Annotated in this window: 13 protein-coding genes and 1 pseudogene; 7 read left to right on the top strand and 7 right to left on the bottom strand. The window is 71.4% G+C overall.

Annotated elements, in window-relative coordinates; translation table 11 throughout:
* The first annotated feature begins 196 nt into the window (after window positions 1-196).
* The 5 genes and pseudogenes from PV963_RS13050 to PV963_RS13030 all read left to right on the top strand — a co-directional run.
* On the top strand, window positions 197-1,795 hold the full coding sequence (locus PV963_RS13050) for an MFS transporter (protein WP_274815829.1): 1,599 nt from the start codon (window positions 197-199) through the stop codon (window positions 1,793-1,795).
* Window positions 1,796-1,844: 49 nt separating this feature from the next.
* The gene (locus PV963_RS13045) at window positions 1,845-2,480 is read left to right on the top strand and encodes a TetR/AcrR family transcriptional regulator (protein ID WP_274815828.1); all 636 of its coding nucleotides are present in this window, start codon (window positions 1,845-1,847) and stop codon (window positions 2,478-2,480) included.
* 176 nt (window positions 2,481-2,656) lie between these two features.
* Window positions 2,657-3,709: an endonuclease/exonuclease/phosphatase family protein gene (locus PV963_RS13040; RefSeq protein ID WP_274815827.1), complete on the top strand. Its 1,053-nt coding sequence runs from the start codon at window positions 2,657-2,659 to the stop codon at window positions 3,707-3,709.
* Window positions 3,710-3,866: 157 nt separating this feature from the next.
* Window positions 3,867-5,084: an MFS transporter gene (locus PV963_RS13035; protein ID WP_274815826.1), complete on the top strand. Its 1,218-nt coding sequence runs from the start codon at window positions 3,867-3,869 to the stop codon at window positions 5,082-5,084.
* A 265-nt stretch (window positions 5,085-5,349) separates the two neighbouring features.
* Window positions 5,350-5,484, top strand: a pseudogene (locus PV963_RS13030) (zinc-binding dehydrogenase); the annotation flags it as partial.
* 21 nt (window positions 5,485-5,505) lie between these two features.
* Here the strand turns inward: PV963_RS13030 and PV963_RS13025 are convergent.
* Both PV963_RS13025 and PV963_RS13020 read right to left on the bottom strand, forming a co-directional pair.
* Window positions 5,506-6,072, bottom strand: coding sequence for an O-methyltransferase (locus tag PV963_RS13025; RefSeq protein ID WP_425540890.1), 567 nt, complete (start codon window positions 6,070-6,072; stop codon window positions 5,506-5,508).
* A gap of 19 nt (window positions 6,073-6,091) precedes the next feature.
* Window positions 6,092-6,799 carry a haloacid dehalogenase type II gene (locus PV963_RS13020; protein ID WP_274815823.1) on the bottom strand — a complete coding sequence of 236 codons (708 nt, stop codon included), beginning with the start codon at window positions 6,797-6,799 and terminating at the stop codon, window positions 6,092-6,094.
* Window positions 6,800-6,886: 87 nt separating this feature from the next.
* On the opposite strand from PV963_RS13020, the gene PV963_RS13015 reads away from it, so the two are divergent.
* Window positions 6,887-7,426 (top strand): CGNR zinc finger domain-containing protein, encoded by a 540-nt coding sequence (locus tag PV963_RS13015; protein ID WP_274815822.1) that lies wholly within the window; start codon window positions 6,887-6,889, stop codon window positions 7,424-7,426.
* A 24-nt stretch (window positions 7,427-7,450) separates the two neighbouring features.
* Here PV963_RS13015 and PV963_RS13010 read toward each other — a convergent pair whose 3' ends face one another.
* The 4 genes from PV963_RS13010 to PV963_RS12995 all read right to left on the bottom strand — a co-directional run bounded on the left by PV963_RS13010 (window position 7,451) and on the right by PV963_RS12995 (window position 12,680).
* Window positions 7,451-9,205, bottom strand: coding sequence for an NAD+ synthase (locus PV963_RS13010; RefSeq protein ID WP_274815821.1), 1,755 nt, complete (start codon window positions 9,203-9,205; stop codon window positions 7,451-7,453).
* Between the two features lie 90 nt (window positions 9,206-9,295).
* Window positions 9,296-11,239, bottom strand: a complete 1,944-nt coding sequence (locus PV963_RS13005; RefSeq protein ID WP_274815820.1) for a S53 family peptidase — start codon at window positions 11,237-11,239, stop codon at window positions 9,296-9,298.
* Between the two features lie 158 nt (window positions 11,240-11,397).
* Window positions 11,398-12,018 carry a DUF305 domain-containing protein gene (locus PV963_RS13000; protein WP_274815819.1) on the bottom strand — a complete coding sequence of 207 codons (621 nt, stop codon included), beginning with the start codon at window positions 12,016-12,018 and terminating at the stop codon, window positions 11,398-11,400.
* Window positions 12,015-12,680 carry a DUF3105 domain-containing protein gene (locus PV963_RS12995; RefSeq protein ID WP_274815818.1) on the bottom strand — a complete coding sequence of 222 codons (666 nt, stop codon included), beginning with the start codon at window positions 12,678-12,680 and terminating at the stop codon, window positions 12,015-12,017. Before PV963_RS12995 ends, PV963_RS13000 begins: the two co-directional genes overlap by 4 nt.
* A 215-nt stretch (window positions 12,681-12,895) precedes the next feature.
* Between PV963_RS12995 and PV963_RS12990 the strand changes: the two genes are divergently transcribed.
* Window positions 12,896-13,342 (top strand): RrF2 family transcriptional regulator, encoded by a 447-nt coding sequence (locus PV963_RS12990; protein ID WP_274815817.1) that lies wholly within the window; start codon window positions 12,896-12,898, stop codon window positions 13,340-13,342.
* 10 nt (window positions 13,343-13,352) lie between these two features.
* Here PV963_RS12990 and PV963_RS12985 read toward each other — a convergent pair whose 3' ends face one another.
* Window positions 13,353-14,540 carry a globin domain-containing protein gene (locus PV963_RS12985; RefSeq protein WP_274815816.1) on the bottom strand — a complete coding sequence of 396 codons (1,188 nt, stop codon included), beginning with the start codon at window positions 14,538-14,540 and terminating at the stop codon, window positions 13,353-13,355.
* Window positions 14,541-14,647 lie beyond the last annotated feature (107 nt).

Here is a 14,647-nt window from a genome sequence, read left to right as displayed (position 1 = left end):
CTCCTCACACGTCATCTCGAGGCGCCCTGACGGCGTCCCCGGACCACGTCCATGGTGGCACCTCGTGTCATCCAGGGCTAGGGGAGCCCCTGTGAGTTCCGGCGCGGGCGCCCTGAAGCACAGCGGATGTAAGGGCTCGGTAAGAGTGTTTCAATACGAGACGGTCTCGTATCGTAATGCCCCTACGCTCGACGGCATGACTACTCCTGCCGACCGCGCCGCCCGCACCGGCCCTCGTGTACCGGAAGCGGTGCACCGGCGCCGCTGGGCGATCCTCGGCGTGCTCATGCTGAGCCTGCTGATCGTCGTTCTCGACAACTCGATCCTGAACGTCGCCATCAAGACGATCTCCACGCCCGCCCCCACCGGGCTGGGGGCCACGCAGAGCGAGCTGGAGTGGGCGATCAACGCCTACACCCTCGTCTTCGCGGGCCTGCTGTTCAGCGCCGGTCTGCTCGGCGACCGGCTGGGCCGCAAGAAGGTTCTGCTCGGCGGGCTCGCGGTGTTCGGCGCCGGCTCCGCGCTCGCGGCCTTCTCCGGCTCGCCGGGGGAGCTGATCGCCTTCCGCGCCGTGATGGGCCTGGGTGCCGCGTTCGTCATGCCGGCCACCCTCGCCGTCCTGATGAACGTCTTCGAGCGCGAGGAGCAGCCGAAGGCCATCGGCATCTGGGCGGGCGGCGTCGGCCTCGCCATCGCCATCGGCCCGATCACCGGCGGCGTGCTCCTCGACCACTTCTGGTGGGGCTCGGTCTTCCTGATCAACGTGCCGATCGTGCTGCTCGCGCTCGCGCTGATGCTGTGGCTGGTGCCCGACTCCCGCGACCCCAGCCCCGGCCGCCTCGACCCCGTCGGCGTCGTGCTGTCCGTCGTCGGCCTGGTGCTGCTCGTCTACGGCATCATCAAGGGCGGCCAGCTCGCCGACTTCACCGACGTCACCGTGCTGGCGACGATCGGCGCGGGGCTCGCCGTGCTCGTCGCCTTCGTCGTGTTCGAGAAGCGCACCGACCACCCCTCCATCGACGTCACGTACTTCAAGAACAAGGTCTTCTCGAGCGCCATCGCCGCCATCGCGCTGGTCTTCTTCGCGCTGATGGGCGTGACCTTCTTCTCGGTCTTCTACACGCAGAGCGTGCGCGGCTACTCGCCGCTGCAGACCGGTCTGCTGATGCTGCCGCTGGCCGCCGCCCAGCTGATCTTCGCCCCGCGCGCCCGGCTGCTGGTCGACCGCTTCGGCAACAAGGCCACCACGACCGCCGGAATGCTGGTCATCGCCGCGATGCTGGCCGCCTTCGCCACGCTGGACGCCGACACGCCCATCTGGATCCTGGAAGTGATCTTCTTCCTGATGGGCACCGGCATGGCGCACATCATGACGCCGGTCAGTGTCGTCATCATGCAGGCCCTGCCCCGCGAGAAGGCCGGCTCGGCCTCCGCCCTCAGCAACACCTTCCGGCAGGTCGGCGGCGCCCTGGGCATCGCCGTCCTGGGCTCGGTGCTGTCCGCGGTGTACCGCACGGGCATCGAGGACAAGCTCGACCGGCTGCCGCCGGCCGTCCGGCACACCGCGGGGGAGTCCATCGAGGCGACCCTCGGCGTCGCCGCGAAGCTGGGCCCGCAGGGCAAGGCCCTTCTCGCCCCGGCCTACGACGCGTTCCTGCACGCGATGCACGTCACCGCCCTGTGGGGAGCGGGTGTCGCACTGATCGGCGCGGCCGTCGTGGCGCTGTTCCTGCCCGGCAGGCAGCCGGAGCAGCAGGGGGACGAGGAGAGGGAGTTGTCGGACGCGCGGTCGTAGACCTTGCGCGAGAATCATCCTCATCCTGCCCAGGAAAGGACGCAGCGACGTGAGCCTCGCCGAACGGCACTCCCGGCCAGACGGCCCCCCGAGGGGCCGCCCCAGAAGCGAGGCCGTCGAGCGCGCCATCATCGAGGGCGTGATGAGGCTCCTGGAGGACGGCGTGCCCCTCGCGGAGCTGTCCATCGAGCGCGTCGCCCGGACCGCCGGCGTCGGCAAGGCCACCATCTACCGCCGCTGGAGCGGCAAGGAGGAACTCTTCGTCGACGTCCTGCGCGCCGCCGAACCCCCCGGGCCCCCGCTCCCCGGCACCTCCATGCGCGACGACCTCGTGGCCCTGCTGGAACAGGCGCGCCGGCGCGGCCTGGCCAAGCGCTCGTCGGCGATCCTGACCAACGTGCACGCCCAGATGAAGAGCAGCCCGAAGATCTGGGCCGCGTACGAGGCCAGCGTCCTCGCACCGCGCCGCCGGCTCGGCCTGGAGATCCTGCGCCGGGGGCAGGAGAACGGCGAACTGCGCACGGACGTCGACATCGAGCTGCTGAGCGACATGTTCATCGGCCCCGTGCTCGTGCGCTCCGTCCTGCGCCCGGACGCCGACCTCCCCGACGACCTCGCCGCCCAGGTCGTCGACACACTCCTCGAAGGCCTACGCCCCATCAGTTCCGCAGCTCACGGGTCCTAGTGTGCGCGTTTCGTCACAGAGGGCGCTTACTCCGGGCCTGATCGGAACTCCTCCCGCTGGCTCGAACGTCCTCGCCCCCGTACGGCCGTCGAGGGACGGCGGGAACGGAACGGATCATCCCCTAGGGTCGTAGACACGGGGGCGATGGTGTGCACGGCAGGCAGTGAGGCGACGGTATGGCGCAGCAGCAGGCGTACATGACGGAGACGGACAACGGCGGCTCGGGGCCCGAGCCCCGGGGAGACCGGCTTCGGCGCCTGTTCGACCGGCTGTTCGGCGACCGGCGCGGGGACCGGCAGATCTGGCGGCGCGGGATTTTCGTGGCAGCGTGCGCGGTGCTGCTGGCCGTGATCATGGTGCTGCACTCGCGGATCCCGAACACGATCGGCAACCTGGGCAGCCTCATCGAGACGTTCCTGCCCTGGCTCGGCCTCTTCATCCCGGTGCTGCTCCTCCTCGCCGTCGTCCGCAAGTCCGCGACCGCTCTGATCGCGGTGCTGCTGCCGGCGCTGGTCTGGCTGAACCTCTTCGGCGGCCAGGTCAGCGACAAGACCGCCACCGGCGGCGACCTCACCGTGGCCACGCACAACGTCAACGCGGACAACCCCGACCCGGCCGGCACCGCCCGTGACGTGGCCGCCTCCGGCGCGGACGTGGTGGCCCTGGAGGAACTGACGGAGGGCGCGGTCCCGACGTACGAGCGGGCGCTGGACTCGACGTACCCGTACCACTCGGTGCAGGGCACGGTCGGGGTGTGGAGCAAGTACCCGCTGACCGGCGTGCGGGCCGTCGACATCGACCTGGGCTGGACGCGGGCGATGCGCGCCACCGTGACCGCCCCCGCCGGGCAGGTCGCGGTCTACGTCGCCCACCTGCCGTCCGTACGCGTGAAGATGGAGGCCGGGTTCACGGCCCGGCAGCGCGACCGGAGCGCCGACTTCCTGGGCGAGGCCATCGCCCACGAACCGCTGGAGAACGTCGTGCTGCTCGGCGACCTGAACGGCACGATGAACGACCGTGCGCTCAACGCCGTCACCTCCCAGATGCGCTCCACGCAGGGCGCCGCCGGCAACGGCTTCGGGTTCAGCTGGCCGGCGTCGTTCCCGATGGCGCGCATCGACCAGATCATGGTCAGGGGCCTGAAGCCGGAGAGCTCCTGGACGCTCCCGCAGACCGGCAGCGACCATCTGCCCGTCGCGGCCCGTGTGAGTGTCACCACAGGCGGCTGAGGAAAACCGCAGCTCAGGGCCAGTCCGGCAGGAATTGGCAACCGAGGCTTCACTTCCCGGAGGCCTCGCGGAATAGTCGGCCTGCGAGACTTTGTTCCGTACTTGAACATACGAAGTCACGAAGTACGAAACACCGCAAGTCTCGAAAGGCTCCCTCATGCCCCTGGCCCTGCTCGCCCTCGCCGTGGGCGCCTTCGGCATCGGTACGACCGAGTTCGTGATGATGGGGCTGCTGCCCGACGTCGCGGCCGACCTGAACATCTCCATACCCAGCGCCGGCCACCTGGTGTCGGCGTACGCGCTGGGCGTCGTCATCGGCGCCCCGCTGCTGGCCGCGGTCACCGCCCGGATGTCCCGCCGCACCGTCCTGATCGGGCTGATGGGGCTGTTCGTCGCGGGCAACGCGCTGTCGGCCCTCGCCCCCGACAACGGCTGGCTGCTGGCGGCCCGCTTCCTGAGCGGTCTGCCGCACGGCGCCTTCTTCGGCGTCGGCGCCGTCGTCGCGACGAACATGGTCGCCCCCGAACGCAAGGCGCGCTCGGTCTCCCTGATGTTCCTCGGCCTGACGGTCGCGAACGTCGTGGGTGTGCCCGTCGCGACCCTCATGGGCCAGCAGCTCGGCTGGCGGGCGACCTTCCTCGGCGTCAGCGCCATCGGCCTGGCGGCGATCGCCGCGCTCGCGTTCCTGATCCCGCACGACCACGAGCACGCCACCGCCAACGGCCTGCGCGGCGAACTGGCCGCCCTGCGCTCCGTCCCGGTCTGGCTGTCGCTCGGCACGACGGTCGCGGGCTTCGGCGCCCTCTTCGCGGCCTACAGCTACATCACGCCCATGCTCACGGACGCCGCCGGCTACGCCGACGCCAGCGTCACCCTGCTGCTGGCCCTCTTCGGTGTCGGCGCGACCGCGGGCAACCTGCTGGGCGGCCGTCTGGCCGACCACTCCCTGCGGGGCACGCTGTTCGGCGGCCTGGGCGCTCTGCTGGCGGTGCTGGCGCTGTTCCCGCTGCTGATGCGCACGGAACTCACTGCCGCCGTCGCCGTGATCCTGCTCGGCATGGCGGCCTTCGCCACCGGCTCCCCGCTCCAGCTGATGGTCATGGACAAGGCCGCGTCGGCCCCGTCCCTGGCCTCCTCCGCCAACCAGGCCGCCTTCAACCTCGCCAACGCCGGCGGCGCCTGGATCGGCGGCCTCGCCCTGGCCGCGGGCTTCGGGGTCACCTCCCCGGCCCTGGCCGGCGCGGCCCTGGCCGTGCTCGGCCTCGGCGTTGCGTCGCTGGCCTACGCGGTGGACCGGCGCAGTGCGCCGGCCGCCGGGCGCGAGCGGGTCGTGGCGAGCCATGTCCCGCAGGAGGCGGAAGCGGTGCACCACTGACCGGGGCCGGTACGCCGGCGCTGTGACTCGGGCGGCGGTCCGCGGGTGGATCCCGCGGACCGCCGCACTGTGCGTACGGCAACCGAGAGGGCCCGGCAGGCAGGTCTCCCACTTCGGCGCACGGGGAAGACAACGCCCGTTCCAGGAGGTTCTCCTCAACCACTCCCGGACATACGGAGGTTGTCAGTGCCGCCGACTGGTACCTGCGCTCGGGGATGCTGAAGGAGACGGCCTCCCTGCGGTTCCCCACATCCCCGGCATGGACGCCGCCGGAGTCGCCGACCAAGGCCGCCTCACCGCCCCGGTGCACTGGGGGTTCCCGCTGCGGGACATCGCCGCCGCGCATGAGGAGAGCGCCACCGGCCACGCGCGCGGCAAGATCGTCGTAACCGTGCCCTGAGGAACAGAGCCTCTCGTGGTTTCAGACGCGGCGTGCCGCGACGACCGCCGAACTGGCGGGCGTGGTGAGGACCTCGGTGGCGTCCAGGCTCGGGTGGGTGAGGTAGAAGAGCCGGAGCTCGTCCACCTCGCCTTCGAACCGGGGCGGCCAGTCGGCCGACGGGGTGAAGTCGTCCAGGACGAGAAGGCCGCCGGGTGCCAGCAGCTCGACGACCCGTTCGGGGGCGTCCCGCTTGCCGCCGCCGTCGCAGAAGAAGACGTCGAACGGGGCGTGCCGCTCGAGCAGCCGCCAGTCACCGGTCAGCACGCTGACGCGGTCGTCGTCCGCGAAGACACCGGCCGCTCGCCGGGCCAGCTCCTCGTCCCGCTCCACGGTGACGAGACGTGCACCGGCCCCCAGGCCGCTGTGCAGCCAGGCGGTGCCCACACCCGAGCCGGTGCCGCTCTCGGCGACGACCCCGCCGGGCTTGGCGGCGACGGCCAGCCTGAGCAGCCGGCCCACTTCGGGGATGCAGCTCTTCGTGAACCCCGCCTCGGCGGCCATCCGCTCCGCGACCACCACACGGTCCGGAACCCCACGCTCCGTCATGACCAACCCCCTGTCGGTGTCAGCCCGACGCTACCTGACCCCTTGTCAGGGAGGTGACCAGCCCGTCGAGTTCGTCGAACCGCCAGTCGAAGGCATCGGCGCTCGTCGGCGGATCCCCGACCGGCCGCTCGACATAGGCGGTCCGCATGCCGACCGCCTGCGCCCCACGGAGGTCCCAGGCGTGGGCGGCCACCATGAGGACGCGTTCCGGTGGACATCCGGCGGCGTCGACGGCGAGCCGGTAGACCTCCGGCGCCGGCTTGTACGCCTGGACGGCTTCGGCGGACAGGGCCTGGTGCCAGCGCAGTCCGGCGTGTGCGTTGAGGTGCAGCAGCGCCGTGCGACCGGCGTCGGAGAGCCCGACCAGGGGGAACCGCTGCGCGAGCCGTTCGAGACCGGCGACGGAGTCGGGCCAGGGCGGCAGCCGCCGACCCGCCGTGGCCAACCGGGCGATGGTCGCGGGGTCGGAGAGTCCGGCCCGGCCGGCCACGCGCCGCGCGGCCTCCGCGTCGATGGCCTCGGTGTCGACGTACGCGCGGAACCCTTGCCGGATGCGTCGCTGTTCCAGCTCGCAGTGCTGTTGCCACACGGTGAGCAGGTCGTCGGCAGCCGCCTCGTCGCACCTGGGTGCGGCTTCGCGAATCGCCGCTCGAAGCCCCCTGGGCCCGTCGACGAGCGTGCCGAGGACGTCGAAGACGACGACCTCGATGTCGCGGATCTCGGTCACGCGTCCTCCCGCCTTCGTGCCACCCACGTCACCACCTGAGGAGGTGACGATGTTGTCACCGGCCCCGTCACCGGTCAAGATGGTGACGTGGACTTCACGTTCGTGAGCGGCAACGCGGCGCTCGACCTCGCCGGCACCGTCCTGTCACGCCGAGCCGACCCCGTGGACCTCCTGGCCGCGCCCGCGGACCTGGAGCGGTGGGTGGCCGCATGCGAGGAGCTCCCGGACCGGGTGACGGCCGACAGGGCAGCCTTCGAATCCGCACTGTCGCTGCGGGAGGCGATCTACCGACTGGCTCTCGACCGCCTGCTCGGCCGCCGCTTCGACCCGGGCAGCCTCGACGTCGTCAACGGCACGGCCGCCGGGCCGGTGTGCACGGTCAGGCTCAGCGACGCGGGACTGCACAGATCGGGAGACCTCCCCGCGGCACTCTCCCAACTGGCCCGAACGGGCATCGCCGTACTCGCCGACCCCCACGCCTTTCTCAAGGAGTGCGGCCGGCCCGACTGCACCCGCATCTACCTCGACCGTTCACGGGGCGCGCGGCGCACGTGGTGCGGGATGGAGGAGTGCGGCAACCGGGTCAAGGCAGCGGCCTATCGGGCACGGAGACGGGGCGCTGCCTGACCGACGCGGCGTCACGAAAGACTGTCAGACCGACTCCCGCCACCCGTTCGTGATCGGCAGTCGGCGGTCCTTTCCGAAGCCCTTCGCCGAGATCTTCGTGCCCGGCGGGTACTGCCGTCGCTTGTACTCGGCCGTGTCGACCATGCGCAGGGTCTTCGTGACCAGCGCCCGGTCGTAACCGGCCGCGACGATCTCGTCGGCGCCCCGGTCCTGGTCGACGTACAGGTCGAGGATCGCGTCCAGCACCGGGTAGTCGGGGAGCGAGTCCGTGTCGACCTGTCCGGGGCGGAGCTCCGCGCTCGGGGGCTTGGTGATGGAGTTCTCGGGGATCGGCGGGGTCTGGCCGCGCTCGCGGGCGGCCCGGTTGCGCCACTCGGCCAGGCGGAAGATCGACGTCTTGTAGACGTCCTTGATGGGGCCGTAGGCACCGACCGAGTCGCCGTAGAGCGTGGAGTAGCCGACCGCCAGTTCCGACTTGTTGCCGGGGGCCAGGACGATGTGGCCCTCCTGGTTGGAGACGGCCATGAGCAGCGTGCCGCGCAGGCGGGACTGGAGGTTCTCCTCCGCCAGGCCCGTCAGGCCCAGCGCGCCCATGTACGCGTCGAACATCGGCTCGATGGCGACCGTGCGGTAGTTCAGGCCGGTGCGGCGGGCCAGTTCCGCCGCGTCGTCCTTGGAGTGGTCCGAGGAGTACTTCGACGGCATCGACACGCCGTACACGTTCTGCGCGCCCACCGCGTCGCACGCGATCGCCGCGACCAGCGAGGAGTCGATGCCGCCCGACAGGCCGATCAGGACCGACTTGAAGCCGTTCTTCGCGACGTACGCCCGCAGGCCCACGACCAGCGCCGAGTAGACCTCCTCGTCGTCGTCCAGGCGGTCCGCGTAGCCCCCGGTGAGCTCGGGCTCGTACGGTGCCAGGGGCTCCTCCGACAGCACCACGCGGTCGATGCGCAGGCCGTCGTCCACCACGCCGGTCGGCGCGTCCGCCGACGCCGCCGGCAGGTCCAGGTCCAGGACGACGCAGCCCTCGGCGAACTGCGGCGCCCGCGCCACGACCTCGCCGTGCCTGTCCACGACGATCGAGTCGCCGTCGAACACCAGCTCGTCCTGGCCGCCGATCATGGCGAGGTACGCCGTGGTGCAGCCGGCCTCCTGGGCCCGCTTGCGGACCAGCTCCAGACGCGTGTCGTCCTTGTTGCGCTCGTAGGGCGAGGCGTTGATCGAGACCAGCAGGCCCGCCCGCGCCGAACGCGCCGCGGGGACACGGCCGCCGTCCTGCCAGAGGTCCTCGCAGATGGCCAGGGCGACATCCACGCCGTGCACGCGCAGGACCGGCATGCTGTCGCCGGGCACGAAGTAGCGGAACTCGTCGAAGACGCCGTAGTTCGGCAGGTGGTGCTTGGCGAAGTTCAGGACGACCTCGCCGCCGTACAGCACCGCCCCCGCGTTCTGCGGCGCGCCGGCCGGCTGGCCGTACTTCGGCTGGGCGGTCGCGCAGCGGTCCAGGTAGCCGACGATCACCGGCAGCTCGCCGAAACCCTCGTCGGCCAAGCGGACGGCAAGGCTCCGCAGCGCCGCCCGGGAGGCCTCCACGAAGGACGGCCTGAGGGCCAGGTCCTCGACGGGGTACCCGGTGAGCGCCATCTCCGGGAACGCCACGAGATGCGCTCCCTGCTCGGCGGAGTGCCGGGTCCAGCGGACGATCGACTCGGTGTTCCCGGCGAGGTCGCCGACGCTCGAGTCGATCTGGTTCAGGGCGAGACGTAGTTGAGGCACGGGCCCAGTGTAATCGTCAGAGCGACGCAATGGGGTGGTGTGGGTCACCACACACCACCCCGTCCCCTTGCGGAGGTCAGTCGGCGGAAGTCAGCGCCGCCGGTACGACTCGACGTACCCGCTCGCGGGCGTGCCCACGCCGGTGACGTCGTCGTAGCCCCTCACGGCCGAGAGCGAGCTGTCCTTGCCCAGGCTGCGCACGGACGTGGCCAAGCCGCCCGTCGCGTCGTAGCCGTTCACGAAGTCGACGCGGGCCACCGCCAGGCCGGAGCCCGTCGGGTCGTCGGTGACGTCGTGGTAGGCCTTCGAGCCGGCCTTGGAGTAGATGGCCGGGTTGGCGAAGCCGATCGGCGTGCCGCCGCGGGCCTCCTGGGCCAGCGCCTGGATGGCGGCGATGGTCGGCGCGGCGAGCGAGGTGCCGCCGATGCGGTACTCGCCGTACGCCTGCGTCCTGCCGTCGGGCAGGGTCTGCGTCTGGCCGACCAGGAAGCCGGTGTTCGGGTCGGCGATCGCCGCGATGTCCGGCACGACGCGGTTGCCGTCCGCGCTGTTGGCCTTCGCCAGCGCGCCCGGCACGCGGCCCTTCTGGTACCAGGGCTCCGCCACCGTCCTGCTGGTGCCGCCGCCCGCGCCGGAGGTGAAGGCGCCGGGGAAGTCGGTCCAGCTCTTGCCGTCGGCCGACTGGGTGGCCTTCTCGGTGCCCCAGCCGGTCTCCCACAGGTACGTGTCGTCCTTGCCGACGGCCAGCGAGGTGCCGCCGACAGCGGTCACCCACGCCGAATTGGCCGGGGAGTCGACCTGCTTCGTCCCGGAGCTCGCGACCTCGTCGCCGTCGTCGCCGGAAGAGAAGTAGAAGCCGATGCCCTCGACCGCGCCCAGCTGGAAGACCTGGTCGTAGGCGGCCGCCAGGTCGGGCGTCTGCGCCGCCTCGACCTCGCCCCAGGAGTTGGAGACGATGTCGGCCAGGTGGTGGTCGACGACCTTGCCGAGCGCGTCGAGCAGGTCGCTGTCGTTGCAGGAGGCGGCACCCACGTAGGTGACGTCCGAGGCCGGCGCGACCGCGTGCACGGCCTCGACGTCCAGGGTCTCCTCGCCGTACCAGCCGGAAGCCGAGCAGGCCTTGGTGTCCGTGTACTTCTTGGGCAGCACCTGGTGCAGCTGGCCGGTCTTCCAGACCGCGTCGCCGTGCTTGCCGGCGTAGGTGGCCGCGTCGTAGGCGATCGTCGGCGAGGCGTACGCGTCCGTGATGGCGACCCGGACGCCCTTGCCGGTGCGGGTGCCCGCGCCGTAGGCGGCCCGCAGCTGCTTGCCGGTGTAGCCCTTGATCGCGTACGGGATCTTCGTGCCGTACGCGTCCGGCAGCGTGCTCGCGGTCTTCGAGCCGTAGTACGAGGAGAACGGCCCTGCGTTGCGGAACACGGTGTCCGGCGGGGGCAGCTGGTCGTCGTGCGTGACCATGTGCGGGGCGTTGTCCAGGCCGGTGACGGTCAGCACGGCGTCGGCCAGGCTCGCCGGCACGGAGGCGGTGCTCGCCGGGGCGCGGTAGGTCTTCGAGCCCTTGGCGAAGTCGTGCAACTGGGCGCCGAACGCCTTCTCCGCGGCGGCCACGTCACCGGTGACGGAGACGTAGTGCGCCGTGACGCCGGTGACCTTCAGCCCGGCGGCCGTCAGCCAGGACTTCACGGCCGCCACCTGGGCCTTGGTCGCGCCGAAGCGGGCCTTCGCCTGCTTTGCGGTCAGGTACTTGCCGTACGAGGCCGACTTCGGGTCGGAGACGGCCTGGGCGTACGCGGCGAGGCCGGCCGCGTCGCGGCCCCGGAGATAGACGCGGGCCGACACCCCGGCGCCGTCGGAGGCGGCGCCCTGGTCGGCCCTGGCCGTGGCCCACGCGGGCTTGGTCCCGGCGAGCAGGTCACGCAGCGGGTGGTCGGCGGCGTGCGCCGCGGGTATGCCGAGCGCCAGCGCGCCGGCGAGCATCGGCAGTGTCGCCGCCATGCTCAGCCCGGCGCGCACCTTGGCGCGGTTGGATCTCATGGAGCCCCCTGTGCGGTTCGACGCGAGTGGATCACTCGACGGTCGCCACTCTCGCGACGAACCGTTCATGCCAGGGGAATGCGCACCCCAAGAAGCGCTCTACGCAGGCCAAGAGGAGCCCAAGAGGCCGCAATGCAGGGCGATTTGAGGCTTACGCCCTATGCGCGCGGCGCGGCGCCCCGCTCCTTCAGCATGTCCGCCATCAGGCCGATCTCCGACCGCTGCGCGTCCACCATGCCCTGCGCGAGCCGCTTCTCCACGCCCACCGTGCACTTGTCGACACAGCCCTGGGCCATGTGGACGCCGCCCTTGTGATGGTCCGTCATCAGCTGGAGGTAGAAGATCTCCGCCTGCTTGCCGCTGAGTCCGCCGAGCTTCTTCAGCTCCGTGTTCGTCGCCATGCCCGGCATCAGCGCGCCGTCCTCGCCGGAGGCCATGTCGCCCATGTCCATCCAGGTCATCGGCGGCTTCGAGGACACCTTGGGCAGCCCCCACAGATCGAGCCAGCCGAGCATCATGCCGCGCTGGTTGGCCTGTGTCTGCGCGATGTCGTACGCGAGGCGCCGCACCTCCTCGTCCTTCGTGCGGTCGCGCACGATGTACGACATCTCCACGGCCTGCTGGTGGTGCACCGCCATGTCCCGCGCGAACCCGGCGTCCGCGGACTCGGCGGAGGGGGTCCGGCCGCCGCCGTCGTCCCCGGCGACCGCGTAGGTGATCGCGCCGGCCGCGACGAGCGCCGTCACCGCGGCCCCCGCGATCAGACCGGCCTGCCTCACTGCGACAGCCCGTTGGTGCAGGCGGCGCCCGGCTCGGGCGTCTGCTCGCCCTGGACGAACTTCTCGAAGAACTTGCCGACGTTCGGGTCGCTCGCCCCCGTCACCGTGCGCTGGTGCCCCCACGCCGAGAGCATGATCGGGTCCTTCTGGTCGTCCAGCGGGCTCATCAGCGTGTAGGGCGTCTTCTTCACCTTCGCCGCGAGCGCGTCGATGTCGGCCTTCTTCGCGTCGGCGTTGTACGTCACCCACACCGCGCCGTGCTCCAGCGAGTGCACGGCGTTGGTGTTGTTGATCTCCTTGGTGTAGACGTCGCCGTTGCAGTTCATCCAGACCTGGTTGTGGTCACCGCCGACCGGCGGCACGGAGGCGTACTTCACCGCCTTGGTGACGTGGTTGCGGGCCAGCTTGCCTTCCCAGGTCTTCACGCCGTCCTTGCCCGTGACGAACTTCCCCTTGGCCGAGGAGTCACTCGCCGCGGTGTCGCTGCCGCCGTCGGACTGGGACCGCACGAGCACGACACCGCCGGCGACGAGACCGCAGACGATCACGACGCTGGCCGTGATGGTGAGGATCCGGTTGCGGCGCTCACGGGCCTGCTCGGCGCGCCGCATCTCCTCTATCCGCGCCTTGCGGTCCGTGTTGCTCTTCTTGGCGGAGCCCATGGGGTGTCCTTCGTGGGGAGAGTGGGACGGTCGGGTGAGCTGATCGTAATGGGGGAGACCGGGCCCCTCGTAGGGCGGCCGCGGGAATGGGCTGAATCGATACGGCACCGACAGGTGCCCGACAGCTTCCCCGGACTGTTCGAACCCGGGATCCGGATTATGGGAACGGATCCGGATTATTTGAACCTGAGATACCGATTACCTACGCTGCGGGCATGCGGCTGCTGCGCTCCACCGACCTGGCCCTGCGGGTCCTGATGCGGCTCGCCGTCGCCGGCGAGTCGAGTCCGACGACGCGGGACGTCGCCGCCGGCATGGACGTGCCGTACACCCACCTGGCGAAGGTCGTCGCCGAGCTCCAGCACATGGGCCTGCTGGCCGCCCGGCGCGGCCGCGGCGGCGGCCTCACGCTCACCGAGCGGGGCCGCACGGCGTCGGTGGGCGCCGTGGTGCGCGCCTTCGAGGGCGACGGCGACGTCGTCGACTGCGAGGGCCCCACCCCCTGCCCACTGAACTCCGCCTGCCGCCTGCGCGGCGCCCTGCGCCGGGCCCAGGAGGCGTTCTTCGCCTCACTGGACCCGATCACGGTGGCGGACATCGTGGCGGAACCGACCGGGGCGCTGCTGCTGGGGATCTCGCGGGGGCCCGCAGGGCCCGTCTGACGGATCGCCGCTACACCTGCCCCGCCAGCCACAGGTCCGGCCCGAACACCTCGTAGTGGATGTCGGCCGGTGCCACGCCCTTGCCGATCAGCTGGGCCCGTACCGCCCGCATGAAGGGCAGCGGCCCGCACAGGTACGCGCGCGTGCCCGGCGCGACCGGGACGTCGGCGAGGTCGACCAGGCCGGAGCGGGTGCCCGCCGGGGCGTCCCGCTCGTACCAGAGGTGGACGGCCGCGCCGGGCAGTTTGGCGGCGTAGGCCTCGTGGTCGGCGCGCAGGGCGTGGGTGGCGGGAGAGCGGTCGCCGTGTACGACGGTGACCGGGGCGCGGTGCCCGGACTCGGCGAGGTGGGCCAGCATCGCGGCGATCGGGGTCACGCCGATGCCCGCCGAGGCCAGCAGCAGCGGGGTGTCGGGGCCGGCGTCCAGGACGAGGCCGCCGTAGGGCTCGGACAGCTCCAGGACGTCACCCGCCGCCACGCGCGCGTGGAGGTGGTTCGAGACCTCGCCGTCGGGGGTGCCGCCGCCGTGCACGCGCTTCACGCTGATCTGCCTGAGGTCCGGGCCGGGCGCCCCGGAGAGGCTGTACTGCCGTATCTGCCGGGCGCCGTCCGGGAGGGCGACGCGGACGGAGACGTACTGGCCCGCGAGGAAGTCCCGCACCTCACCGCCGTCGGCGGGCCGCAGCCGGAACGTGGCGACGTCGTCGGTCTCGGCGACGCGCTCGACGACCTCCCAGGCCCGCCAGGCGTACTCGCCCCGCTCCTGACGCAGCCGCTTCTCGACGGCGATGAGGGCGTTCGCCATCAGCCAGTAGACCTCGTCCCAGGCGGCGGCGACCTCGGGGGTGACGGCGTCGCCGAGCACGTCGGCGATGGCGGCGAACAGGTGCTCGTGGACGATGTCGTACTGCTCGGGCGTGACGCCGAGGGAGGCGTGCTTGTGGGCGATGCGGTGCAGCATGGCGTCCGGCCGCTGCTCGGGGTGGTCCAGCAGGTGCGTCGCGAAGGCGGCGACGGAACCGGCGAGCGCCTGCCGCTGGGTGCCGGCGGCCTGGTTGCCCCGGTTGAACAGGTCGTTCAGCAGCTCGGGGTGGGCCGCGAACAGCCCGGCGTAGAAACGCTCGGTGATCGTGCCGAGGGCCGCGCCGACGGCGGGGAGGGTGGCGCGGACGGTGACGGCGGACTGCTCGGACAGCATCGGGACTCCTCAGGACTCGACTGCCGCGCACGGTATTTAAAGTTGCATCTGAGATGCAAATTCAAAGAGCGGGGTACCGCACCGAACCGGCCGTTACGGATGTCGGT

It is taken from the genome of Streptomyces coeruleorubidus, from assembly GCF_028885415.1.
GTDB lineage: Bacteria > Actinomycetota > Actinomycetes > Streptomycetales > Streptomycetaceae > Streptomyces > Streptomyces coeruleorubidus_A.
This window is presented reverse-complemented; position numbering and strand designations above follow the sequence as displayed.

Bases quoted from the DNA above. Each gene is read 5' to 3' on its own strand.
- PV963_RS13050 (WP_274815829.1), top strand. From the start codon at position 197: ATGACTACTCCTGCCGACCGCGCCGCCCGCACCGGCCCTCGTGTACCG.
- PV963_RS13035 (WP_274815826.1), top strand. From the start codon at position 3,867: ATGCCCCTGGCCCTGCTCGCCCTCGCCGTGGGCGCCTTCGGCATCGGT.
- PV963_RS13040 (WP_274815827.1), top strand. From the start codon at position 2,657: ATGGCGCAGCAGCAGGCGTACATGACGGAGACGGACAACGGCGGCTCG.
- PV963_RS12990 (WP_274815817.1), top strand. From the start codon at position 12,896: ATGCGGCTGCTGCGCTCCACCGACCTGGCCCTGCGGGTCCTGATGCGG.
- PV963_RS13005 (WP_274815820.1), bottom strand. From the start codon at position 11,239: ATGAGATCCAACCGCGCCAAGGTGCGCGCCGGGCTGAGCATGGCGGCG.
- PV963_RS12985 (WP_274815816.1), bottom strand. From the start codon at position 14,540: ATGCTGTCCGAGCAGTCCGCCGTCACCGTCCGCGCCACCCTCCCCGCC.
- PV963_RS12995 (WP_274815818.1), bottom strand. From the start codon at position 12,680: ATGGGCTCCGCCAAGAAGAGCAACACGGACCGCAAGGCGCGGATAGAG.
- PV963_RS13025 (WP_425540890.1), bottom strand. From the start codon at position 6,072: ATGACGGAGCGTGGGGTTCCGGACCGTGTGGTGGTCGCGGAGCGGATG.